General features: G+C 33.3%; 25 protein-coding genes. 10 read left to right on the top strand and 15 right to left on the bottom strand.

Annotated features, from left to right (window positions below; genetic code table 11):
• Window positions 1-482 precede the first annotated feature (482 nt).
• Entirely contained in the window at window positions 483-2,243 is a 1,761-nt protein-coding gene (locus tag BKP56_RS12555) for a methyl-accepting chemotaxis protein (RefSeq protein WP_083540579.1), read from the top strand.
• 221 nt (window positions 2,244-2,464) lie between these two features.
• Here BKP56_RS12555 and BKP56_RS13930 read toward each other — a convergent pair whose 3' ends face one another.
• Window positions 2,465-2,665 carry a ClbS/DfsB family four-helix bundle protein gene (locus BKP56_RS13930; protein ID WP_072695532.1) on the bottom strand — a complete coding sequence of 67 codons (201 nt, stop codon included), beginning with the start codon at window positions 2,663-2,665 and terminating at the stop codon, window positions 2,465-2,467.
• Between the two features lie 131 nt (window positions 2,666-2,796).
• Here BKP56_RS13930 and BKP56_RS12565 point away from each other — a divergent pair, with 131 nt between their 5' ends.
• Complete coding sequence (locus BKP56_RS12565) at window positions 2,797-3,708, top strand: AEC family transporter (RefSeq protein ID WP_072695534.1); 912 nt, start codon at window positions 2,797-2,799, stop codon at window positions 3,706-3,708.
• A 19-nt stretch (window positions 3,709-3,727) separates the two neighbouring features.
• On the opposite strand, the gene BKP56_RS12570 is transcribed toward BKP56_RS12565, so the two are convergent.
• The 5 genes from BKP56_RS12570 to BKP56_RS12590 form a co-directional block, all read right to left on the bottom strand.
• Window positions 3,728-4,471, bottom strand: coding sequence for a response regulator (locus tag BKP56_RS12570; RefSeq protein WP_072695536.1), 744 nt, complete (start codon window positions 4,469-4,471; stop codon window positions 3,728-3,730).
• Window positions 4,464-4,811: an ATP-binding protein gene (locus BKP56_RS12575; RefSeq protein ID WP_072695537.1), complete on the bottom strand. Its 348-nt coding sequence runs from the start codon at window positions 4,809-4,811 to the stop codon at window positions 4,464-4,466. The genes BKP56_RS12570 and BKP56_RS12575 overlap by 8 nt, the downstream gene beginning before the upstream one ends.
• Before the next feature lie 211 nt (window positions 4,812-5,022).
• Entirely contained in the window at window positions 5,023-5,760 is a 738-nt protein-coding gene (gene istB / locus BKP56_RS12580; protein ID WP_047927680.1) for an IS21-like element helper ATPase IstB, read from the bottom strand.
• The gene (istA, locus tag BKP56_RS12585) at window positions 5,750-6,988 is read right to left on the bottom strand and encodes an IS21 family transposase (protein ID WP_072695539.1); all 1,239 of its coding nucleotides are present in this window, start codon (window positions 6,986-6,988) and stop codon (window positions 5,750-5,752) included. Before istA ends, istB begins: the two co-directional genes overlap by 11 nt.
• A gap of 83 nt (window positions 6,989-7,071) precedes the next feature.
• A complete protein-coding gene (locus BKP56_RS12590; protein ID WP_072695541.1) occupies window positions 7,072-8,268 on the bottom strand; it encodes a Spo0B domain-containing protein in 1,197 nt (398 codons plus the stop codon).
• Window positions 8,269-8,602: 334 nt separating this feature from the next.
• Between BKP56_RS12590 and BKP56_RS12595 the strand changes: the two genes are divergently transcribed.
• Entirely contained in the window at window positions 8,603-9,652 is a 1,050-nt protein-coding gene (locus tag BKP56_RS12595; protein WP_072695543.1) for an AEC family transporter, read from the top strand.
• Between the two features lie 49 nt (window positions 9,653-9,701).
• Window positions 9,702-10,721 carry a 2-hydroxyacid dehydrogenase gene (locus BKP56_RS12600; protein WP_072695545.1) on the top strand — a complete coding sequence of 340 codons (1,020 nt, stop codon included), beginning with the start codon at window positions 9,702-9,704 and terminating at the stop codon, window positions 10,719-10,721.
• Window positions 10,722-10,796: 75 nt separating this feature from the next.
• Here the strand turns inward: BKP56_RS12600 and BKP56_RS12605 are convergent, their stop codons facing one another.
• From BKP56_RS12605 to BKP56_RS12615, 3 genes are all read right to left on the bottom strand, one after another.
• Window positions 10,797-12,119, bottom strand: coding sequence for a glycosyltransferase family 2 protein (locus BKP56_RS12605; RefSeq protein ID WP_072695547.1), 1,323 nt, complete (start codon window positions 12,117-12,119; stop codon window positions 10,797-10,799).
• Between the two features lie 303 nt (window positions 12,120-12,422).
• Window positions 12,423-12,863: a GNAT family N-acetyltransferase gene (locus BKP56_RS12610; protein WP_072695549.1), complete on the bottom strand. Its 441-nt coding sequence runs from the start codon at window positions 12,861-12,863 to the stop codon at window positions 12,423-12,425.
• A gap of 93 nt (window positions 12,864-12,956) precedes the next feature.
• Window positions 12,957-13,130, bottom strand: coding sequence for a PspC domain-containing protein (locus BKP56_RS12615; protein WP_072695551.1), 174 nt, complete (start codon window positions 13,128-13,130; stop codon window positions 12,957-12,959).
• A 159-nt stretch (window positions 13,131-13,289) separates the two neighbouring features.
• On the opposite strand from BKP56_RS12615, the gene BKP56_RS12620 reads away from it, so the two are divergent.
• Window positions 13,290-14,234 carry an aldo/keto reductase gene (locus BKP56_RS12620; RefSeq protein WP_072695553.1) on the top strand — a complete coding sequence of 315 codons (945 nt, stop codon included), beginning with the start codon at window positions 13,290-13,292 and terminating at the stop codon, window positions 14,232-14,234.
• 42 nt (window positions 14,235-14,276) lie between these two features.
• Here the strand turns inward: BKP56_RS12620 and BKP56_RS12625 are convergent, their stop codons facing one another.
• Together BKP56_RS12625 and BKP56_RS12630 are read right to left on the bottom strand one after the other, a co-directional pair.
• The gene (locus BKP56_RS12625; protein WP_083540581.1) at window positions 14,277-15,230 is read right to left on the bottom strand and encodes a CorA family divalent cation transporter; all 954 of its coding nucleotides are present in this window, start codon (window positions 15,228-15,230) and stop codon (window positions 14,277-14,279) included.
• A gap of 109 nt (window positions 15,231-15,339) precedes the next feature.
• The gene (locus BKP56_RS12630; protein WP_083540582.1) at window positions 15,340-15,939 is read right to left on the bottom strand and encodes a TetR/AcrR family transcriptional regulator; all 600 of its coding nucleotides are present in this window, start codon (window positions 15,937-15,939) and stop codon (window positions 15,340-15,342) included.
• A gap of 139 nt (window positions 15,940-16,078) precedes the next feature.
• On the opposite strand from BKP56_RS12630, the gene BKP56_RS12635 reads away from it, so the two are divergent.
• A complete protein-coding gene (locus BKP56_RS12635) occupies window positions 16,079-16,630 on the top strand; it encodes an NADPH-dependent FMN reductase (RefSeq protein WP_072695557.1) in 552 nt (183 codons plus the stop codon).
• A gap of 84 nt (window positions 16,631-16,714) precedes the next feature.
• On the opposite strand, the gene BKP56_RS12640 is transcribed toward BKP56_RS12635, so the two are convergent.
• From BKP56_RS12640 to BKP56_RS12650, 3 genes are all read right to left on the bottom strand, one after another.
• Window positions 16,715-17,134, bottom strand: a complete 420-nt coding sequence (locus tag BKP56_RS12640) for an RDD family protein (RefSeq protein WP_072695559.1) — start codon at window positions 17,132-17,134, stop codon at window positions 16,715-16,717.
• 502 nt (window positions 17,135-17,636) lie between these two features.
• Window positions 17,637-18,833: an IS110 family transposase gene (locus BKP56_RS12645; RefSeq protein WP_072693656.1), complete on the bottom strand. Its 1,197-nt coding sequence runs from the start codon at window positions 18,831-18,833 to the stop codon at window positions 17,637-17,639.
• A gap of 315 nt (window positions 18,834-19,148) precedes the next feature.
• Window positions 19,149-20,528, bottom strand: a complete 1,380-nt coding sequence (locus tag BKP56_RS12650; RefSeq protein WP_072695561.1) for an FAD-dependent oxidoreductase — start codon at window positions 20,526-20,528, stop codon at window positions 19,149-19,151.
• A 529-nt stretch (window positions 20,529-21,057) separates the two neighbouring features.
• On the opposite strand from BKP56_RS12650, the gene BKP56_RS12655 reads away from it, so the two are divergent.
• The 3 genes from BKP56_RS12655 to BKP56_RS12665 are packed head-to-tail and all read left to right on the top strand — an operon-like array spanning window position 21,058 to window position 23,525.
• Window positions 21,058-21,540, top strand: a complete 483-nt coding sequence (locus BKP56_RS12655; protein ID WP_072695563.1) for a PH domain-containing protein — start codon at window positions 21,058-21,060, stop codon at window positions 21,538-21,540.
• A complete protein-coding gene (locus BKP56_RS12660; protein WP_072695565.1) occupies window positions 21,533-23,053 on the top strand; it encodes a PH domain-containing protein in 1,521 nt (506 codons plus the stop codon). The genes BKP56_RS12655 and BKP56_RS12660 overlap by 8 nt, the downstream gene beginning before the upstream one ends.
• A gap of 1 nt (window position 23,054) precedes the next feature.
• On the top strand, window positions 23,055-23,525 hold the full coding sequence (locus BKP56_RS12665) for a PH domain-containing protein (protein WP_198033950.1): 471 nt from the start codon (window positions 23,055-23,057) through the stop codon (window positions 23,523-23,525).
• A gap of 49 nt (window positions 23,526-23,574) precedes the next feature.
• On the opposite strand, the gene BKP56_RS12670 is transcribed toward BKP56_RS12665, so the two are convergent.
• Window positions 23,575-23,847 carry a hypothetical protein gene (locus BKP56_RS12670; RefSeq protein WP_072695569.1) on the bottom strand — a complete coding sequence of 91 codons (273 nt, stop codon included), beginning with the start codon at window positions 23,845-23,847 and terminating at the stop codon, window positions 23,575-23,577.
• 208 nt (window positions 23,848-24,055) lie between these two features.
• On the opposite strand from BKP56_RS12670, the gene BKP56_RS12675 reads away from it, so the two are divergent.
• Window positions 24,056-24,886 (top strand): hypothetical protein, encoded by an 831-nt coding sequence (locus BKP56_RS12675; protein WP_072695571.1) that lies wholly within the window; start codon window positions 24,056-24,058, stop codon window positions 24,884-24,886.
• The last annotated feature ends 37 nt before the right edge of the window (window positions 24,887-24,923 follow it).

The following is a 24,923-nucleotide window of genomic DNA, read 5'->3' on the forward strand; positions in this document are numbered from 1 at the left end:
CATGGAAATGTAAGTCCTTTATTATACGTTTGCTTAAATATATATCAAAAAAACTATATATAGGTCGATTGTCCAACACATTTGACTTCAGAATAAAAATTTTGATATTCAAAGCATTTTCAAATTTTATTGTTTGTCTAATTTTGTTCACAATACTACCCATTGTACACTTTATTATAATTCACTGATTTTGAGATAATCATATTAAAAATAATTATATTTAAATAAAAGAATAAATATGCCCTTTTTATAATTTTTTTATAGATTAGTAACTGTAATTACAAACAGCCTGTTACTGAATCGATTTTTTTAATCACCAAATATACAATTGATTTATTCATAGTTATATTTAATTTATAATACAATTTTATCATAAAAAAATTGTATTATTTTGTATTTATCACTAGATTTCATATTTAATTTTTACAAATATAAACACTTTACTAATACATCCGATAATGATTTCAAAGGAGTGATATAAAATGGATAGGCAAGTAAAACAAGAAGAGAAAGAAAATCGTGTCAAAAATAAATCAAGAAGGATTCCTCTTTTACAATTCAAAAGTTTAAGAGCAAAAATTTTGTTTGGCTTCAGTTTAGTCATTATATTTATAATTGCATTGATGATTGAAACAAGTATTTCTACATTTCATACAAACAAGGAAACGGAATCAATGGTTGCACATGAAATACCTCTGATGATTGCTGATGAACGAGTAGGTTTTTCAGTGGCTAGACGTTCAACAAATGTTCGTGCTTACTTGATGACAGGTGATGAAAAATACAGAGATATGTTTGAAGAAACCGCTGAAGCTGTTCAACCATATATAGAGACATTAGGAGAACTTTCTAATTCAGATACCGTGGATGAACTTATTGCCACCCACGAAGAATGGACTCAAAGCATGTTGAGAGATGTATTTGAGGTATATGCAGCTGGTAATGAGACAGAAGCACTTGCTAATATGGATGTACTTGCTCCAACGACAACTTTCATGTTGGATACACTAGCAGAATCTGCTAGAAATCAAGAAGAAATAATCGAAGACTCTGGGGAAAACATTATGGAGATTGGGCAGACAGGTCTTTTGTTAAACCTCATTGTCTCTACTGTAGTTATAATACTAGCTGTATTCATCGCTTTACTCACAAGCAGATCTATCTCAATACCAGTTAAAAAAGTGATGGAAAGAATGAACGATATCAAAGAAGGCAACTTGAAAAACGAGTATCTGACGATAACCAATAAGGATGAAACAGGACAACTGGCAGACTCCGCTAATACTATGCAAGATCATCTAAAAGATATTCTATCAAATGTTTCAGAAGTGTCTTATCTTTTATCTTACAACAGTAAAGAATTATCTGAAACTTCTGCAGAAGTTATGGCTGGAACCGACCAAGTTGCAATGACGATGCAGGAATTGTCTGAAGGGTCAGAAACCCAGGCAAATACTGCTAGTAAGTTATCAGCAATTATGGATGACTTCTCTCAAAAAGTCTCTGCTACAAATAAAAATGGGCAGCATATCAATACTTTATCAGATAAAGTGTTAAAAGAAACAGCTAACGGTATAACATTAATGGAATCATCAGAAAATCAGATGATGAAAATTAATGATATTGTCAAACAGTCTGTTGAAAAAGTAGATAAATTAGATATGCAGACACAAGAAATTTCAAAATTAGTAGAAATCATTCAAAATGTAGCAAATCAGACAAATCTACTAGCTCTAAATGCTGCAATCGAGGCTGCGCGTGCTGGCGAACACGGCAAAGGATTTGCCGTTGTTGCCGATGAAGTGCGTAAGCTAGCTGAACAAGTTGATGTATCAGTATCAGAGATCACTGGATTTGTACAAACAATCCAACTGGAATCAAAAGGAGTAAGTGACTCACTTCAAGAAGGATATGCAGAAGTACAAACTGGAACTTCACAAATTAAAGCTACTGGAGATACTTTTAAACAGATATCTAAATCTTTAAATGATGTTGCTCAAAATATCCAAGGTATCAATACTAATTTATCTGAGCTGCAACATAATACAGATGAGATGAATGCTTCTATTGAAGAAGTCGCTTCTGTTTCTGAAGAATCTGCAGCAGGTGTTGAAGAAACCTCAGCGGCTACACAACAGATCAACAGTTCAATGGAAGAAATCGCTGGTGAAGGTGGAAAAATCTCTCAATTAGTTGAACTTGCACAAAATATGGACAATCTCCTTAAAGGATTCAAAATTTAGTACTAAGTAAGAAAATCCGTCAGCTCAAAATAGCTGACGGATTTTTTATCTAATTATTGATAGATTTACTAAATTATTTCATTTTTTTACATCCCCAGTTATAATGACTGGGTGTATTAGAAATAAAACAACTACCTATGCCCAGATTTCCTAGTTTAACGCCGAAAGTTATTTTCATCTATATCCTTCTGTTGGCGTTTGGGGGACATTATCCTTCATGCCTACGTCATACCAGTCAACATCATTAAGTGCCATCTATATAAATGCATCAATGCGTCTCTTATATTCTTATCACGATCCTCGAAATGAAAATTCTTCATTCTTTTTTCTTCAGGAATTGAATCAATTAAAGAAAATAAAGAAGTAAATTCTTTTTCTGCTGCCTCTACTAACGCTCCCTTTGTCTGGGGTCTAATTATCATTTGTTTCCTTTCCGTCCTTAGATTACCTTCATCATCTAATTATATATATTGGAATTGCTTGAACAAATCAGCTAAACACCTTATGATAAAACTACATTATTTTAATGATACTATTTAAGGAGTTTCTGTATATGGCCATGATTCTTATCCGATCTTTAAGTTTCCTTCTCGTTGTTCTGGTGGCCTATTTATTTAAAAAAGCCGGAATTTTACGTTCTACAGATGGTACCATTCTTCAAAAAATCATTTTAAACATTACTCTCCCTGCTACAATTATTGTCGGTTTTAATGCAGTACAGGTTGATGCAATTCTATTTATTATGATTGGATTGGGGCTGCTTACAAACCTAGTACTTGTTTTAATCGGTAGTTTATTCTGGCGAAAAAAAGACCCTGTTGATCACGCAATGATGATGTTCTCTCAAGGAGGATTCAACATTGGTAATTTTACTATTCCTTTTGTTCAAGGTTTTTTCCCCGCCGCCATTCCATTTATTGGAAGCTTTGATATGGGAAATGCTTTAATGCTGTTCGGCGGATCCCCCATGGTTGTAGATAAAATATTAGGTCAAGAAAGAGAAGAATCAAGTTATGTAAAAAGAGCTTTACGTCTATTTCATTCACCCTCTTTTACGACTTATACCTTGATGTTCCTTCTTGCCTTACTTGGTATTACTGTTCCAGTAACGATTACTTCAGTAGTAGAGTTATTCGCCAGTGGTAATGCATTCTTATCTATGTTTATGGTTGGACTTTATTTAGAAATAGATATGGATAGATCTTCGCTTAGAAAAATCTCTAAACTATTATCTGTGCGTTATACTCTAGCTATAGCAGCAGCATTATTGTTTTACTTTGTTCTTCCATTACCAGAAATTGTACGTTTCTCCCTAGTGTTAGTTACGCTTGCACCTGTTGGAACCGTCTCAACAATCAATATGATCGTTTATGGAAACAAGCGATCTACATCAAGCTTTTTATCTTCTATAAGTATCATATTTTCACTTATACTTATGACCATTGCTTTGACATTGTTAGCTTAAATGTCAAAGCTTCTGCTTTTTATTTGTATACAAACTGCTCAATTTCAACTGCACTATTCTCATTTATTTGATAAATTATAGCTGGTCTTCCTACCGTATTATAATCCATTTCCTCATCCAAAATCTGTAAATCAACCAAATATTGGATATATTTTTTTGTGGAAATTCGAGAAATACCTATTTCAGTTGCTATGTTCTCAGTCGTGAACCACTCTTTAGTAATAAGAATTTGTTTGACTACTTTTTTCATTGTAATCTTTGATATTCCTTTGGGAAATTCTATTGAACTTCTATTGGAAAGCTTGTTAGAATCCATTTCACTTTGTATAATTTGTTCGTTGCAGAAATACTGATCCAATGTTTTCTGATTCGTTACTTTCCCTTTCGATAATGCCTGATCAAATTTTATTATTTTTTTTAATGAAGCTTGAAATCTTTCAAAAGTAAATGGTTTTATCAAATAATCGGTTGCACCAAAATAAACTGCTTGCTGCACAGATTCTATGTCATCCGCTGCTGAAATAAAAAGTATCGGTATAAAGATCCCTTTTTTCTTTAATGATTCGGCAAACTCAAGACCAGTCTGACCAGGCAAATAAATATCAAGTAAAATCAAATCTGGCTCTTGTTGGTCAATTATACTCCAAGCATCTGCTGTCGATTCAGCTTGTCCAATTACCTTTAATCCTTCCATACGTTCACAAAATTCTTTATTCAACATTGCTACCATAGGATCATCTTCAACAATTAAAACATCAATCATGACCTTCCTCCAACCTATAATCTAATTCAATTAGTACTTTACTGCCAATTTGCTCTTTAGATTCGACATCTATAATCCCATTATAAGAGCGGATAATCGTTTGAACAGCATCTAATCCGTACCCTCTTTTATTTCCTTTTGTAGAAAATCCTCTTTGAAAAATTCTCTTCTTTTCTTCTGAGTTCATTCCAATTCCCGTGTCTGTGACTTTTATTGTCAATATTCCTTCATCTTTATCATAATGCAAATAAAGTGAAATTTCTTTTCTTTTTTGTGTTTGTACAGCTTCAAAAGCATTATCCAACAAGACGCCTATTGCCACAATCAGATGGTGAGTCAAACTATTTACTTCAATGTTTGGAAAATAAGAATCTTTATCAATTGTTAACAGAACTTGTTTTTCTTTCGCCTCACTTGATTTACCTAACAGGAACCCAGCTAGTGCAGGAGATTTAACTTTTTCGGTAATATATTGTCAAGGACATTATAAAATTGTAGGTTTATGACAGAATAAAAATGTAGGTTTTTGACAGTCTAATTTAGAAGTCCATTTATATTTTCCCTTTCATACGATATGATTTTCCAGTAATCTTGAAGACTTTAACATGGTGAACCAGGCGATCAAGAATGGCGGCGGCTATTTCAGAATTCTGAAATAGCTCCCCCCATCGAGATAAGATAATATTTGTCGTAATCATTGTTGATTTCTTTTCGTAACGCATCGTTAATAGTTGAAAGAAGAGGTTAGCTTCAACTTTTTGAATTGGTAAATAACCTATTTCATCAATGATCAAAAGATCATATTTGGCATATCGTTTCAGAACACGATCGACGGTCCCTTTTTCAAAGGCAGAACGAAGACGTAAAAGTAATTCATGACAACTGATAAACAGCGTACGGTAGCCTTGATGACATGCTTCAATGCCTAATGCAATGACAAGGTGTGTTTTCCCTACACCAGGGTTTCCAATGAAAACTAAGTTTTCTTTTTTCTCCATAAAAGCCATATGTTTCAAGTCTAGAATCTCTTTTTTGTTAACGCTTGGTTGAAAGTTGAAATCAAATTCTTCAAGTGATGTCCGTTTGGGAAAGTGTGCGCGCTGGATGACACGTTCCACAGTCTGATTCGTTTGAAAGTCTAATTCTTGATTAGTTAATTCTAGAAGAGCTTCTGTTAAAGAAAGCTCATCCCGATTGGCAATTTCAATATAGTTTGGCACATATTCTCTCATATGTTTTAAATTCAAGGCCTCTAGATTATTTAATAGCTTTTGATAGTTACTGCTCATTCGAAGGCACCTCCAGTAAATCATATTGCTTTAAACTTCGTTTAATATGTTCTTGGATGTCATCTTCTTCTTTGTGGCTCATGACATCTGATTTAAGTATCTGAACCAAATCTTCTTGGTTATAGTTCAATCTTTTTGTGGTAAGTGGGTGCGAACGAATCTGTTCTCCGTTATAATAAATGTGCACGTGCTCTTCGTTTTCGGAAAGATCCAAGTCAACTTCTTTTCCGATATAGCGAGGGTCTACAGAGTACCTACATTTGCGGAAAATGACCATTGCTTCCTTTGTGACTTTACGGCGAATAGAGTCTTCAAAATAAGGATTTAACAAGTCATCTTTTAGCTTATGGAGGTGCTCTTTTTCATTAATTTTCCAAAGTATATCAGGAATCTCATCCGTTGCTTGAGACACTTCCGAATTTAATTCATCACAAAGTTCGTCAACGATTCGAATGAGATCTGTCGAATCATAAAATTCATGATTGTAAACCCGTAACCGGTCCATTGTTCTAGCGAGAGCTTCTACGCTGCCTTTTGTTTGGGGGCGAAAAGGGCGACAGACCATTGTTCTGAACCCTGCATCTTTACTTAAAGAATAGAAGCGATCGTTTAAATGAACCTGAGAGAATTGAGTTCGTGACCGGTCGACGACAGTTTTCATATTATCGAACCATATTTCTTCTGGAACACCACCGGTGTGATAAAAGGCATCATTCATGCACTCAAACAATGTATCTTGTTTACGATCAAAGGTAAGCGTAATAAATTTCTTCTTTGAGTAGGGCAATATATAAAGAAAAATATTAAAGCGGAAGACTTCTCCCTGACTGCTTATGAGTCGCATTTCTTCTTTCCAATCGATTTGTGCTGAAAGACCAGGCGTATATTCGACGCGTACCGTTGCTTTCTGTATCCGTTCTTTTTTCACTCCACGGCAATAGTCTCTAACAAGACTGTAACTCCCATCGAACCCTTTCTTTTGTATGAATTTGAAGATACTTTTAGCGGTACATTGATCTTCTAACTTAGTATCTATGATTTGTTTGAATGAATCTAATTTACTCGGATATGTCCTCCTTGTTTTAGGTTTATTACCTTGTAACGCTTCTTCATACGCTGCTTTAACCGTACGATAGTCACATCCGTATTGTTCCGCTAACGCAGTATAATTGGGCTTTATGCCATCAATCATATGTTTTTTCACTCCTTCTCTGATATCTCTTCTCATTCCTATTCCACTCCAATTCTATAGGGGATAAGAAGAGTATATAAAAAATGTAGGAAAACCAACAATTTTACATTGTCATTTTCCTACATTTTATAACTGTTCTTTACAATATATCCTATTTCTTCATGGTAGTCTTTATTTAATATAGAAATATAGCTTTTAACTTCCTCGTATTTTTCTAATTCAATTAACCCTAAAATAACATGTAACTGGTTCAAAAAATTGTGACTTTGAGCACGCAGTGAGTCTATATATTGTTCAGTGCCACTCAACTCTCTTAATAGATGCTTCATTTCCGATTGATCTCTTACTGTCGCTACAGCCCCTGAAAATTCTTGATTAATCCATATAGGGGAAATATTTACCACGATATCTAAATGATTCAGGACGAGCGAATGATCAGAAACTGTCTCTTTAGTAGAAAAGCACTCTGAGAATAAAACCGTGTATAGTTCTCCACTCACTTCTCCATTCATAGAAACTATTTCTGGAAGATTAGCTTGTTTAAAAATAGCTTTTGCATTCTCGTTCATCAGCAAGACTTTTTTATCCATGGAAATAGCAATAATTCCTTCAACCACAGCATCTGTAATAATTTTTCGTTCTTTCAGTCTCGTAGCAATTTGTTTCGGCTCTAAACCTAACAATGTTTTTTTAATCTTGTTTGCTAATAAAATAGAACCTGTTAATCCAACCATTAACCCCACAGCTAATCCATAAATTAGTTTTTCTTGAGCTGCCTGATTTTGAATGGCAATCGTTTCATTTGTAATTCCTACACATACGATTCCCACCTGTTCTCCAGCTTCGTTTATAATTGGCGTAAAAAAACGCCTGCCAGCTCCTAAAATTCCAATATGTTCAGAAAAATGTTCACTGCCATCTAACGCCCGGCTAGCATCTTCAATATTAGAGAACTTTCCACCAATTACCGCTTTCTCTGGATGCGAGTATCTTATTAGATTATTATCCAAGACAACGATAAATTCTACATCTGTATCTGCTAAAACTTCATTTGCATACTCTTGTACCTCTGGATCTATCACTTCATTCGTAACAGCACCAATAACTCGATCATCTTTCGCTACAATTCTGGCAATGGATGAGATTTTATTTTCGATTACCTGATATTCTCTGTCTACAACATAATTTTGCACTAGTAATGCTGAAGCTCCTAGAGAAAAAAAGACTGTAAGCAATATCAATAAGATCATTAAAGATCTCAAAGATAAAAAGCGAAACCATTTTTGTCTATTCATTTTTATTTTCACAATATCCATTCTTTATAAATTTATTTAAGGCAATACTCTCATTAAATATAAACCTACCATTATATAAAGATCAAGTAAAGTTGATTTTTATGTGCATAAATTAACAATTTAAACTTTAGAAAATAATATTGGTTTATCTTATTCAAGAAATATATCCACCTTATATCATAGTATTTATTAAATCTCATATAATAATATCTTGCTTACATAAGTTACGAAACTTACTTTACTTCTATATTGTTCATTTAATCACAAAATAACTATATAGTTTTCTTAAAGGTAAATGTCGACAATTTATCACTTAGATTTATATGTGAATAAACGAACATACAGGAGGAATTACATGTTTTTCGATATATTAAATACTACTCTTACTGACATGACTATATTAAGTGCTATTTCATCTACAATTTTTATTATTCTCTTAGGCTTCATCGCACGTAAAAAAGAAATTTTCAATGATCAAGTTGGGAAAATCCTTTCAAAAGTTGTGTTAACAGTTGCTTTGCCCGCATTAGCTTTTAAAGCATTTATGCAAGATATTGATCCAAGTTCATTAGCTGAAGGAAGAAACGTATTAATCTGGGGAATTGCTATTTATATCATTCTGATCGTACTTTCTAAACCTATTTTCATGAAGTTCAAAGGTGATGAACAAGATACACTTCGTGTTCTAACTATTTTTGGCTCAACAACATTTTTCGGTATTCCGATTGTGGGCGCAATATATGGAACAGAAGGTGTGCTTTATGCTTCAATTTTTAATATTGGATACCGAATATTCTTGTATTCATATGGATACATCAAAATGAGTGGCTTAAAAATGGAAATGAAAAACGTTAAATCAATGTTTTTAAATCCGATTGTTCTTGCTACTTTTTTAGGATTGTTCATATGGTTGGTGCAAGGATACTTACCACAAGTTACTGTAGCAACCGAAACCGGATTAACTGAAGTTGCTTTTTTAAGAATTGATCAGACAGCTCCATGGTTGTTTCAACCCATGACTTATCTAGCAGGAATTGCTTCTCCACTAGCATGGTTAGCCATCGGTTCAACCTTAGGTGAAGTTAGCTTTAAAAAAGCAGCCGCTTCAAATACTTCCTGGTTTTACAGCTTTGCCAAAGTTATTTTAGTTCCAATTATCAACATTGCGTTTCTACTCATATTGACTTTAACAAATATTTTACCAGTCAGTCTAGTCGGATTAGGAACAATTGTAGTTATGATGGCAACACCAACAGCAACAGTAGCCGCAGCTTATGCCATTAGCTTTGATAAGGATGCCCTACTCGCTTCAAACGCATCTTTACTCTCTACCATATCTGCTGTTGTAATGATGCCTATATGGATTGTGATTATAAGTATGCTTGACTCATTAGGTATCTTTTAATTAAACTCAAAAATCGAAAATTACTATTACTTCCAAGGAGAGAATGTATATGACAGTCAAAATTGTTTGTTATGGCGTTAGACCAAATGAAAAAGAATATTTTGAAAAGTTAAATACTTTTCATTATAAATTAAACTTAGTAGAATCATTACTAAATCACGATAATGCTGAAGCTGCTATGGGAATGGATGCTATCATTCTCAGAGGTAACTGCCTTGCTGATAGAAAAAACATTAAAAAATTTGCTGAATATGGCGTAAAATATTTATTAACCAGAACAGCTGGATTTAACCATATTGATCTAGAAGCTGCGGCTGATTACGATATGATGGTAGCTAGAGTACCGTCATATTCACCCAATGCCATTGCTGAGTTATCATTAACACTAGCTATGTCTTTATTACGTCATACAACCTATACAACTAACAGAACAGCAAAAAAAGACTTCAGAATCGATACCACTATGTTCAGTAAAGAAATAAGAAATTGTACAGTTGGTATTATTGGAGTAGGTAAAATCGGTCAAACAGAAGCCTCATTATTCAAAAGTCTAGGAGCGAATGTACTAGGATATGATGTTTACCAAAGTGATAGCGCTAAAGAAACTGTAGAATTTAAAAGTTTAGACGACGTGTTAGCTGAAAGTGATATCATTAGTGTACATGTTCCCTATATTCCAGGTGAAAATGATCAAATGATTAATTCAGAATTTATCAATAAAATGAAAGATAAAGCCATTTTAATTAATACAGCTCGAGGTGAACTCCAAGATAATCAGGCACTTTTAGATGCTATAAACTCAAACAAATTAGATGGAATTGCTACAGATGTTTTTGCAAACGAATCCTCCATTTTCTTTAAGAAGTATGACGAAGATCAATCCTTAGACGATCCCGTCATACAAGGACTGGTTGATCTTTATCCTAGAGTATTGATTACACCACATGTCGGTTCAAATACGGATGAAGCTCTAAAAAACATGATTGAAACCAGTTATGAAAATTTAGACAGTTTAATCAGACAAGGTTACTCAGCTAACGATGTAGCCCTACCAGAAAAAACTCTATGACCGTATAACACTTTTAAAATAAGCAGTAGATGAAACAGTTTATACTGAATCATTTACTGCTTTAATTTTTACATATTATTTCCATACTCGTTTTTTTGCAAATATTTCATGAGAATATCCCATAATAGAAATCGGACTCATAATCAGTTGATAGCACAATACAAAAATAATAAATCCAAACCTGTTTTTCCGTATGCTCAAGTTTAACTCTTTGAATACTTTCTTTTGATATACATATAAAATATAGTTCTGCAATAACGCTAAGGGCAAAACCAAAAGTGTCATAGGTCCAATAATCCAGAAGAATCCAAATAATGCCAGTACCAGACCTGGTATCCATGCAAAAGTATATACGATATCTAAAAACGGCATCAGTAAATTGATACCTGTTAAAATACGAATGTACTTAATCGGTTGTTCCCATGGTTTCACAGCTTTAAGCCCTTCAATCATGCCTCTTGCCCAACGGCTTTTCTGTCTATAAAAGTGAATAAATTTACTAGGTACTTCTGTAAATGCGACTGCCATCGGTTCGAAATACACCCGCTTATTTTCCCTAAGCATCTTCCAGGTTAGTACAATATCTTCTCCAATCGCATCTGGCCATCCACCAACTTGCTTCAATATATCCGTTGTATACAGAGAGAACGCCCCTTGTGCTACTAATGTTCCTTGATACATACCTTGCATTCGTTTAATACTCGCGATCCCTAAAAAATATTCCCATTCTTGTAGTCTAGCTAGTAAATTTTGTCTACTATTTCTTACAAGTACTGATCCTGCTACAGCACATGTATCAGCAGGCGCTGTTAATATTCTAGAGACAACATGCTTTACAGCTAATTTATGCAATAATGTGTCAGCATCCAATGTAATCACATAGTCCGTCTCTACAACTTTAAGCGCTTCGTTAAGGGCATTAAACTTTCCAGGTTCTTTTGCATAAATCACTTGCAAATTCAACTCTAATTCTTCTCCTGCTTCTATAGATCGTTGATCCGTCTGATCAGTAGAGGCGTTGTCCACAACGATCACTTTAATTTCCCCATCATAAATTTGATTTTTTATATAAGAAAGGGTATTTGCAATAGTTTCTTCTTCGTTATAGCATGCGATAATAATCGTTATAGGCACTTCTGGATCTATCGTTTTAAACTTAGGCTGTCTGTCCAGTAACAAACTCATGATAATAAAAGAGTTAATTAATCCCGGAACATAACCTATTCCTGCTATAATCACCACTGCTATAAATGGTGTAGTTAGCACTCCTAAATCATGAACCCATGGTAGAGAAAAATAGATAGAAATAATAAGCCAAATAAATGCAAATGTTATAGAAAGTATAAACTTTTTATTAATAGAAATATAATGTTTCTTTATTGGTTTATTACCGATCATGAAAGAGCCTCCTATTGCTTAATTTATTAAGCATACTAATTGCAACGATTTAAGGCAATAGGATATCCATCAATATTATGTACAAAATGTAACAGTTTATAAATCTATTTCCTCTCATTAAAATGAATCAAGCAAATAATTGATTTATACTTTGTAGAGCGTATAGTTCGGTTACTTACAAATAGCAGATAAACATATCGAACGCTTATTTAAATAAGTTTCTTTTTACTGAACGATATGGAAACAATTATGGGGTAACAAAAATGCACCAGAATGTTATATAACATTCCAATGCATTCTATTTTATAAATAGTGTTTTCCCATCGTCTTGTGCACGATACCCACTTGTTTGTATTCATCACTAGTAAATATGAAACCTAGCTTTTGATAAAATGACCACGCATTGATTCTAGCATGTAACCAGATTTTTTGTACTTCATTATCTTGTGCCCATTTTTCTGCAAATAAAACTAATTTAGTTCCTACAGATTGTCCCTGGTAATCAGGATGAACAGCTACTTGCTTCATTTGATAACTATTTCGATCTGTTTCAATTAAAAATAGTGTTCCCACAACTTTATTTCCAGAAATAACCACAAAATGTATAGCCTTCTCTTCTTGGGAGAGATTATCTTGCTTTATATCCAAACCTAAGGGCTTTCTTAATACTAAATCTCTTAAGCTAAGTGAAAGCGTATATTCAGGATTATGTGTAGAGATTCTTTTTATGAGCATATTTTCCATACCGGTTCACCTACTTCAAATAAATATTAACTAATTAATAAAAAAACCTTATCTAATTTAGACCATTAGACAAGGAATGGAAAGTATTTATTGTTAATCCTCTTCTGGCATAACGAATGCTAAAATAATGTAGATCAGTAAGTTTGACGGCAAAAGCAAAAATAAAATTCTTATAGCCCATGCTGAAATACCCGTGAATTCTGCTATTCCCCCACATACTCCCGAAAAGACTCTATCGGTAGAAGATTTAGTAAGTTTTCCTCCCATTTTCAAATCACCTCTTCTATAAATAATTTTGTTACTCTTAAAATAACGTTCTTTAGCGAAAAAATCAACTAATTACCCATAAGACAACACAAGATTCTTCTATTCGCTTTTCAATTCGTTTATACTATTAATAGAATCGATTAATAAAGGAGAGATTTCATGAGTGAGTTAGTCACATTAGGTAAATCAGGGTTACAAGTTCATCCAATCGGATTAGGTGCCAACAAAATTAGTGACGCTGATCCTTCTACCAATACTGAATACGGTGGTGAAATTCTTTTAGATGCTATCGAAAAAGGATTGAACTTCATCGATACTGCCTTCATATATGGAAACGGCAAATCAGAGTCTATTATTGGTGAAACCTTGAAAAAACATAATCTTCGCAAGGATATTGTAATTGCTACGAAAGGGGCACATGAAATTATAGATGGAGAAATCAAATTGAATAATTCTCCTGATTTTCTGACTAAACAAGTTGAAGACAGTTTACAAAGACTCCAAACAGATTATATTGATCTTTATTATATTCACTTTCCAGACGAAGACACACCAAAGGCAGAAGCAATTGGTGCCTTATCTCGCTTGAAAGAACAAGGAAAAATTCGCTCGATCGGTGTTTCTAACTTTTCATTGGATCAAATTAAGGAAGCTAATGTTCATAACGATATCGACGTTGTTCAAGATGAATATAACTTACTGAATCAAGAAGCTGAATCATCTGTTTTCTCCTATTATAATGAAAAAAATATCAGCTTTATTCCTTATTTCCCTTTTGCTTCAGGCTTACTTGCAGGTAAATATGATAAAGATACCCAGTTAAGTGATAGACAAAGAAGTCGTCCACAATTTCAAGAACCCACCTATAGTGAGATTCTTTCAAAAGTAGATCGTCTAAATACATTGGCTGATCAGTATAATACAGGAATACAAAATATTGTTTTGGCATACTATTTATCTAAAGATGTAATAAATGCTGTGATTCCTGGAGCTAGAAACAGAAACCAAATGGAACAGAATCTGGAAGCTGCAAATATCAAGCTTACTCAAGAAGAAATTAATTTTATTTCAGAACTTTTTCCAAAAAGTTATAAATTAAAATAAGCTAAACCGAGTAACTACCAGAAAGCAACCTTCTGGTAGTTTTTAATATTCTTTCTTTTTTAAATATAAATAAGTTGTCCACCCTAATAATATAGCAAAGATTACAACTGATAGAGAGCCTAAAGGCGTGTCTTTCCCAATTAGTCCTCCTGTATTGATTCCCCATAAACTAAAAATCAGTGTTGGAATCGCAATCACTAATTGAGCAGAATCCAAATATTCCATAATGCCATTCAACTTACTATCGAGCATATCCGAAATCAACCCACCCGTAGTATCAATCAAATCTCTATTTAAACTAATGAGTTTATCTGTTTTCTTTATTTTTCGTTTTATTTCTCGTACATGCCTCTCTTCCGTAGTCATACTTTGGAACAACTCACTAGCAAGTAACTTTTCAATCGTTGCTTTCTGATCAACTAACGTTTGTTCTAAAAAGACCATATCTCTCTCCACATCCGCTAAGTCCGTTAAGACCTCTCGTTTAGTTGTGGAACGTGCTCGTTCGCTGATTTCATCAATAGCTCTTTTTAAACGATTAATCTCTACAGTATATATTTGATACATATTTAAAATACATCCAACAATCAACTGACTAGGTTGAACGGCTTCTGATAAATCTTTCTTTATTGAAGGCATGATTGACACATCCCTTTTATCTGTTATCGAAATCATTTTTTCCTTATTGTAAATAAAGGTGATCGGATAAAGACCTTTTTCTATTGAATGCGGTTTACTGGTTTTATAATTAATCAGCACAAGAAAAGCGCAGTTCCCTAATGTTTCAGAATTGAAATGTTCAATTTCAGTCATATTCTCTGGAAAATACTGAGTCACAAACATATCTAATGGAATATCATAATATTTCCCTAACTTTTCTACTTCATGACTAGTTGGATTATTGACCGCAATCCATTTTGCTAGATCCTCTAGACTATTATTTAACTGGTTATTTTGAAAGTTATAATAAGTGATCATCATTTTGGCTCCTTTCATATTGAATGATGATTGAACTGTATTTCTTTAGTTACCCTATTATCGCATGTTCAAAGAAAATAAAAAACTAGATATCCTTTTTTATCTGGGATCTCTAGTGATTATTCTATTATTCATTTATGATTTTTTCTATAGAAACCATCATCTGTTGGAAAAACACTTCTGCATCCAACTGACTATTTGATTTCCACTCATAGGCTGCTCCATATAACATCCAGCTTAAAGCAGTTGCTGAGCTTCTGATCTCTATTTCACTTTTAGAGCTATACCTAGACTTCAATGCCTGCAGTAATACTTGCTCTACTTCTTCTCGCAATATCGCTTCAGTACCTGAAGCTAAATCTTCATAACTTTTCGTACACATATCAGAAAGTTCTTCATGAAATTGAGTCAATGATAAAAATAGATTTTTCAAAGTATTCTCACAAAAATTTTTATTCTCGGCTAACTCACTTCGAATATTTTTCAACAAATTTTCTCTCGTTACAATTTCAAATAATTCATATTTATCAGCGAAGTAATAGTAAAATGTTGCTCTATTAATCATTGCTTCATTTGTTATATCACTAATCTTTATTGCTTCAAATCTCTTCTGTTGTAACAATTTCATGAAAGCTTCAATAATTGAGTGCCTAGTTCTGACTTTACGAATATCGATCGTTTTTGTAGTTTCCATACCTGCTGTTCCACCTTTATACGACATTTTCATTAATTTGTTGGATAAGCAACAAAACCAGTTAATTGTTGGTTGTTACTTATTTAAAGTAAGTTATAATAAGATTATACAACAGTTGTTGGAAAAACAACAGTAGTAAATAAAAATAAAATACAGACTAGGAGAATAAACAATGACTGAAAAATTAAATATTGGTATTATTTTAGGAAGCACTAGAGAAGGACGCGTAAGTGAACAAGTTGGAGAATGGGCAAAACAAATTGCAGATCAAAGAAATGATGCGACTTATGAGATCGTTGATATCGCAGAATACAACTTACCTTTCCTAGGAACAACAGACGGAACAGAACCAGGATTAGCAAAATGGACTGAAAAAATCAACTCATTAGATGCTTTTGTATTTGTAGTAGCTGAATATAATCACGGCCTTCCAGCTGCATTAAAAAATGCTTTAGACGTTGCTGCACCAACTTCATGGCATAATAAAGCTGCCGGTATTATGAGTTACGGTTCAACTGGTGGAGCTCGTGCAGCTGAACACTTACGTGGAATTTTAGGAGAACTGTTTGTAGCTGATGTTCGGACCCATCCAACTTTCTCATTATTTACAGACTTTGAAAATTTCTCAACTTTCAAACCAGCTGACTTACACTTTGAAAATATGACTTCTCTATTTGACCAAGTCAATTCATGGGGAAAAGCATTAAAAGCTATCCGAAACTGATATCGATTTCCAGACAGAGGTTTACCAAATGGTAGGCCTCTTTTTTTGTTAAAAGACCAGTACATTTATTAACATTAAAAACGCTTATTCAGCCTTCACAAAAGTACCTGATAGTAAATCATGGATTCCTCGTTTATCTTGTCGGAACAAAACCATTAGTCCACCTATTACAGTACTCAATCCAAATGTTACTACCCCTAAAAGGAATATACCTATTACTTCCCGTATAAACATATCCAAAAGAGTCAGTTTAGTGCCATTAACTTTTTCAATTTTAATATTCATCATTTTTTTACCGATTACATAACCTTTCCAAAAGACTGGCGTGATAACCAAATAAAAATAATAAACTATATTCCACACTAGCCCTTGTGTCCAAGTGAATGAAGCTTCTCCAGTAAACAGGTAAATCATAATTCCAATGGGTATGATCACAACAATCCAGTCCAACAAACTGGCAATTGCTCTTATTACAAATCCTGCTCTTTCAAATGCAAATCTCATGAAATCTCTCCCTATGTAAACTCGTTTCATTATTATACGATTGACCTCCACGAACAAGTCCGATTAATGTAAGAGGCATACATATATAGAATAATTGTCCGTTCATAATTTAATAAGTTTGATATAATTCTAGATTTTTAATACTCTTTTCACTTTAAATAATATATATGAAGTCATTGAGATACAAGCAGAGTAGGAGTGGACGCTTTTTTAATCGAGTTTGGATTTCAACTATGGTTTAAATTTTATTTTCAGCTCATCATTCTTGCTCCTTATTTTATAACAGGTGCCTATCAGTAGATACATTCTCTTCCAAATAGTTATGACTGTTTGACTTTATTCTTTACCAACCTTATTTCCTAGGTGCAGTCAAGTCATAACTCTTATTAATTTATATCTGTATCAAGTTGACACCTATTAAGTTACCTTTTTACATACTAAATAAACCTAGCGGTTATGTTTTTTTTTTACAAGCTAGGCATGTATACTATTAATATAAAGATTAGCTATGTGGGGACTTAGCATAATCATATAACTCATTTTTATTAACTAAATAATGAGTAACTTTTAACAGCTTGTTCATGCAAGCTATTACAGCAACTTTATCTCTTTTGGAGTAAGGTTGTTTTTTTAATTTATAATAGTAATCAACAATATGGTTGGGTGCAGTTTTTTGAGTTTTTAACATATTTCGAATAGTAAAAAATAATATCTTTCTAGCGCGGGCATTCCCACGTTTATTTATTCGGTCTTTCTTTCTCATCGTTCCAGATTGATGAGTGCGTATATCAATTCCAACATAAGCGTTCAACTGATTTGAAGTAGAAAATCGTCTGATATCCCCTAATTCAGAAATAATTAACGCGGCCGTTAGAGGGCCTATCCCAGGAATACTAACTAATACTGAAAATTCATTAAGCTTTTTTGACTGTTCAATCATTTTTTTAGATAATCGTTCTTTTGTATCAAATAACTGTTGTATCTGCTTAATTCTGTATTGAACTTTAGTTACTAAAAAATGATCTTTATCTACTGCTGGATAAGATACATCTGCTAAATGAATTAGTTGATCTGCTTTCAGTAGAGCTTCTTCTTTTGAGATATTTTTTTTAGTGCTTGCGAGAATTATATTTTTTATCCTTGTTTTACTTAACTCTTTAATATATGCAGGATGAGGAAAACGCTCAATAATATTTAATGCATATTTAGATAGGTTACTAGAATACAGCGTCTCTATCTCTGGAAAACACTGTTGGAGAACGGCGTGAAGTTGTACTCTTTGTTTTATTAGATTAGCGTGAACCTCATCATACAAAATAGATACTTCATGTATCTCTGAATAGATTGAGGTCTGATGATTCTTTTTTTCACGATCAAAACGATAATGTGACTGTGCTAATTTATGTGCATCTACTTTATCTGTTTTATTGCCACGCAAACCATCGGTTTGTTTTTTAGCTAATAATGGGTTTAGGATACAATACGAAATCCGCTCAGTCTTAAAAAAAGACTCAATCTGTTTAGAATAAACACCTGTAGCTTCAAAAACTACTTCAGTAGTTTCTTTACAAAGCTGGCTTTTAAGTTGGTTAAACCCTTCTTGATTGTGCTTAATTTCCCATTCTGCAACACACAATTCTTCTTCATAAATAACAACATAACTTTTTCCTTTACTTACATCTAAAGCCATGACTCTCATTTATTTTCGCTCCTTTCTATATTAAATTGAAGTACTCCACTATGCCTTAACGATTCCACTTTCCTATAGACGATCTCAAAGGACCAACATACTTCAAACTGATTCAATCAAGGATAGTGAAGGGGCCAGTTTGACATGCAGACTCATGGTCTTCTAACGTTGACGGCCTCATCTTCACCTCTACTATATAAAAAAATAGTAGTGCATATCCACCGTCGTGGATATTACACTACTAATCTTAGTATGTTTGACATAGAACCAAAAAAAGAACCTCAAGCAAGTGCTTGAGATTCTTTAGGATATTCAATAAACGTTTTAGTTAGAACCAGCGTTCATTGATTCTTTTTCTAATTCAGCTTCGTGAGCCATAGCTGCTTGTCCTAATAAGTTCAAGTAGTTCCATGGACGGTCAAATACTGGTTGGAAGAAGAAGTCTACTAAAGCTAAATCTTCAATTGTCATTTTGTTTTGGATTGCTAATGACAATGTGTTTGCAGATTGAGTGATGTCATATTTAGACATTACTTGTCCACCAACGATACGTTTTGTTCCAACTTCATAAACTAGTTTCATCATGATTTTTTCATTAGTTGGCATGAATTCCGGACGATAGTTATCTTCAAACATAACAGCACGAGCTTCAAGACCCATTACTGGAGCACTTGCTTCACTCACGCCTGTTGAACCAATGTTCCAGCCGAATAAGTGTAATCCAGATGTAGATTGAGTTCCTCTGTATTCCATTGTTGGTTCTTTGATGTTTTTACCTACTAATAGTCCCATACGAACTGCATTAGTTGCTAATGGGATATAAGCGTGTCCACCAGTTGGATTGTAGTTTACAGCACAGCTGTCGCCTGCCGCAAATACGTCTGGATTACTTGTACGCATATAGTTATCAACGATGATTGCACCATTACCAAGCATTTCAACTTGTCCTTTAACAAGTTCGGTATTTGGACGGAAACCAACACACAAGATAACCAATTCTGATTCGTATTCTCCACCAGATGTTTTAACTGTAGTAGTTGTTCCATCTTCACTATCTACAAATCCTTGAACCATTTCATTTAACTGAACTTTTACTCCACGTTCTCTTAAATCATCTTCTAAAACAGTTGTGAATTCAGAGTCAAGATATTTATTTAAGATACGGTCAAGTCCATCAACTAATGTTACTTCTTTACCATCTTGAGCGAAAGCTTCCACTAGCTCGATACCAATGTATCCTCCACCTACGACAGTGATTTTCTTTTTATCTTCTTTACGGGCAATAATTTCTTTTGCCTGATTATAGTTTTTACATAATACTACATTTTTGCTTTGGATTCCTTCAATTGGAGGAATAATTGGCCAAGAACCAGTAGTTACAACTAATTTATCAAAAGTATCTTCTGTTTCTTCCCCAGTTTTAAGATCTTTAACCGTTAATTTTTTCCCTTTAGTATCAATGTTTAATACATCATGTTCCATTTTTACTTCAGCACCAAAAGAAGCTAATTCTTCAGGGTTTGAATAGAATAATCCTGCAGGGTCTTTAACAACTCCACCTACGAATAAAGCAATACCACAAGATAGGAAAGAGACATTATCGTTTCTTTCATATACAGTTACTTCTGCTTCAGGATTTTCACTTAATATAGTTTTAACCGCCGATGTCCCAGCGTGTGTACAACCTACTACTACTACTTTCATTCTTAATTTTCCTCCTAGAAAATATATTGTGTTTTCTTTAACAACGAAGAACAGAGAAATATCAGGCCGAAAGTTACCAAATTCACAATTCAGAATAAATAGTTTTATAAACAGAAATTGAAAAATTCTGTTTTCTTCTATTCTAAACTAGTGAATATTTCCAATCGTATAATTGAATGCTTTCTTCAATATCCCTTACCCGGTGATTCACTGCACTAGTTACAACTGAAAATAACATTTTTGTCATTTCCATAATCATTATACTCCAGAATGAACAAAATACAAGAGAATTGCTCAAATTAGTTCAATAAGAAATCCCTATACTTATAGGTTTTTTCTCAAACACTTATTATTAATAAGTAATATTGTGTATTAATTCTTTTAAATCGGTTCTAATATTCTACAAGCAGTGGATAGTTTCATAATTTTTTGATTACGAATAAATAGTGAAATATTAAAGTAAGATTGTTATAATATGATTTATGTTTTGAAAATTCAACTATTACTTTTCAAGAATGGAGAATATAAAATGGAACAATCCCCTCCCACAAAACAACTCGATCAGAAAGTCGTCCAGTATGACAAGGCTCAGAGTCTGGCAAATTCTATCATCAGTTTAATTATCTGCAGTATTTTAATTATGTTTACTCTTTGGTTAAACTGGCACACTTGGCTAATTCCAATATATATCATACTACTGATTTTCATAACTAGTATAGATTATTTTATACTCCCTGTTCTGCGGTTACGGTCAATTCGTTATGAAGTGCATCCTTTATACTTAGAAATTATGAAAGGAATTTTTTTTAAATCGCGTGAGATTATTCCAATTGAAAGAATTCAACACGTATTAATTGAAGAAGGACCTCTATCCAGAAGATTTGATGTTCGAGATGTAAAAGTATTTACTGCTGGTACTTCTCATGATATCCCACTGCTGCTGACAAAAGAAGCTTCAACTCTACATGATCAAATACTTAACCAGATCAAGGAGGTTGATTCAGATGTTTAATAAACAGCGATTACATAAATTAACTTTAGTCACTCAATTCTATAATATTCTGGTAAGAATTTTATCTGGTTCATTTTTCATTATTGTATTGGCTTTCTTTCAAGAACCTGATTTATCAAATATCTTAATTTTTTTAGGCATTTTTTTGGCTTTATCCTTACTTCTATTTGTAGTAGAAACTGTAAAATATTTCCGCACTTATTATTGGATTGAAGGTAATCGTTTGGTACTCCAAACCGGTTTATTTATACAAAAAGAAAAAGATATTCAAATCAGTCGAATACAAAGCATTGATACTAGTGAAGATATCGTGCATCGACTGCTTAAAGTCACCAAGATTACGGTGAATACACCTGGTCAAGGTCTTATCCTGGATGCTCTTTCTGTCAGTCAGTATAAAGCGTTGTCCGATTACTTGAACCAATTAAAAATATCATTAAACAAAAGAACTGAAGATGAATTTCCTGAAGATAAGCTTGCAGTAGATGACACCTCAGAAGTCATTCGATCAGAAGCTGAAGATGCTCCAGCAGAAACTACATTGCTTCAGTTATCTGTTGGAGAGATAGTCAAAATGACTATATTGAACGGTGCGATTTTTCGTGGATTTTTCATTTTTTTAATAGGGTTCAATTTTCTTACTGACCTGCCTTTAGATGACTTATTCACTGAAGTAGGCTCCGTTTTCATCAGTGCTTCTATCATTATTTTATTGGCTTCGATTTTTATCGGAATGATTCTAATTTATACAATCGGCATTATTGCTTCAATCATTAAAAACTATGGCTATAAAGTAACCTTGTCTGGAGAACACTTAAATATAAAAAAAGGATTATTAGAAACACAAAGTCAGACAGTTCCACTAAAAAATGTTCAAACATTAGAAGAAAAACAAAACTGGCTGATGAAATTTTTTGGTTACACCACTTTCTCTTTAGGTCTTACTAGTGATTCATCTCAAAAAAACAATGAAAACAAAACAGAAATTAAAGAAGATGGACAAGTCGTTTTGTTTCCTATCGTTAAATCCGAAAAATTGAATCCACTAGTAAAACAATGTTTCCCAGAGTTTGTATTATCTCCTGTTGAAAATGTTGTTCCAGTGCGATCAATCAGAAGATTTATTCAATTTCCCGTATTATTCTGGCTGATCATCGCTGCTACTATCAGCATAATGTTCTGGGTATATGCCTGGATTGCTGGTCTTATATTAATTCTTTTTTACGGTTTTTATGGATATCGTTCATACAAGCTGACGGGATATCATCTTTGTGAAAATGAAATTACAGTACAAACGCCTACACTATTTGCACTGACTAAGACATATGTACCAAAGAATAGAATTTTAAATTTACAAGTTAAGCAAAATCTTTTTTTGAAAAGAGCCAACTTAATGAAAACTAATTTCAGTACTGCTCATGGTATAGCTTCAAAGGAATTCAAATTAAAGTATATTGAAGAAAAAGATGCCTTTAAAATATTTGAATGGTTTAGAAATGGAGGAATTAATTGATATGGATATACGAAAAGTCGATTCTAAAGTAATCAAACTTTGGCGAATAAAAGCTGTATTACAGGTAGTCACTTCTTCTATAGTTGTTTTAGCAGCTTTAGGGTCCTTACATTTCTTTGCCGAATTAATGATTCCCAGATGGATGATAATTGTGGCTTTATCTCTTATTTTCATCAGCTCAATTTTCTTCATCTTTCTACTTCCTGATTTAAAAGGAAAATATTGGAGGTATAGTTTTGATAATGATCGAATCATGTTAAAAACCGGTGTATGGTTTCGAAATAAAGTAACGATTCCTATGATTCGTATCCAAAATATAGAATCAAATGTCGGACCGATTGCAAAAAAATTCAATTTGACTTCCTTGCGCATTACAACAGCATCAACTACCTATAAATTACCTGAGATAAATTCTCAAGAAGCTTTAAAATTACAAAAATGGATTCAACAAATTATTCAGAAAACCATATAAATTTAACCCATACTCTGCATAGATTACGAGTATGGGTTTAGTTATTTTATCAATAGTCAGTTCCTTTCAGTCTAAGGTAAATCCACTTGAATAGTAATGCGAATGTGAAGATTGTAAATAAGAAAAATCCTAAATAAAGCATAAATCTGCCTAGCGGATAATTCAGTGCGACTTCCTGTTGTACACGGTAAAGCTCTGCATCACTCATCATGTCGAGGTCTTGGATTGGTATTAGTATCGTCCATAAAAAGTAACCAATGACTATTATACCTAGACTAAAAACAGCTCCTGAAAACAAGTATGTATTGATTTGGTTTTTCATTATTTTCTCCCTTCTATTTTTTTCAACTCTATATAAAATCTATCATAATAAACATCTCTAAGTTTAAATTTTCTTATAATAAAAATTTATTAAGCTAAAATATGAATGCTTCTTATACTTGTTGATAATTTTATGATTTTAAGATTAAACATTTAAGTTATTGAATCAGTCTTGTTATCATTAAATTATCGAAAGGAGACGACTTAATATGTACAAAATTAATGTATCTAAATTATTAGCACTTAGCTTGACTGGCGCACTGTTAGTTGGCTGTTCTGATGATTCTAGCTCTAGTGATGAATCCACTTCCGAAGAAGTCGGGACTGCTGAGGACTCAGATCTTTCTTCTGAAAGTACTGAGGATTCAAGTGAAGAATCGACTGAGGAAGATGGATCTTCTACAGAAGAAAATGGTGAAGATGAATCAAATGATGAATCTGATAGTCAGTCATCCTCAAACGATATCCAATTAGATATGGACTCCAGCAAGGTACTGTTACCGACTACCTTTCCTGATGTGGAGAAATCTTCTCTTTCTACTAATATTGTAACAAATAATCCAGACCAATATACAGTAGAATATTTAACTGAACAGGATCAGTCCTTTGTAGAAGTCTCAGGAACAATGTATAAAAATTCTGATTTGGCAAATGAAGAACTGCGTACTTTTACTGATGGAAAAACAGTTGGTAAAATAGAAGAAAACAGTACCGATCTAGGACATGATATTACCGGATATGGTGAAGGTGCAGCGGGTACTCAATATTTTGGATGGTCAGAAGGAAATTGGCAATTCTTAATTGAATCTGCCAGTGAAGATCAGATGAATAATCCTGATATTGCTAAGCAGATGGTGGAGTTTCTAGAAGAAAATTATCTCCCAGCCCCAGATGATACTGGAATGGTCTATGTAGATTATCCAGCAGGTGGGGATGAAGTAAGTATTGATATCAGATGGCAGGATCAAGAAATGGTCTATCAGCTTATGACATCTGAAGTGCCGCTTGATGCACTTGAAATGACAACCTCATTCGAATAATAAATAGAGCTGAACCTTTATAAAGGTTCAGCTCTGT

The organism is Marinilactibacillus sp. 15R, assembly GCF_001895285.1.
Classification (GTDB): domain Bacteria; phylum Bacillota; class Bacilli; order Lactobacillales; family Carnobacteriaceae_A; genus Marinilactibacillus; species Marinilactibacillus piezotolerans.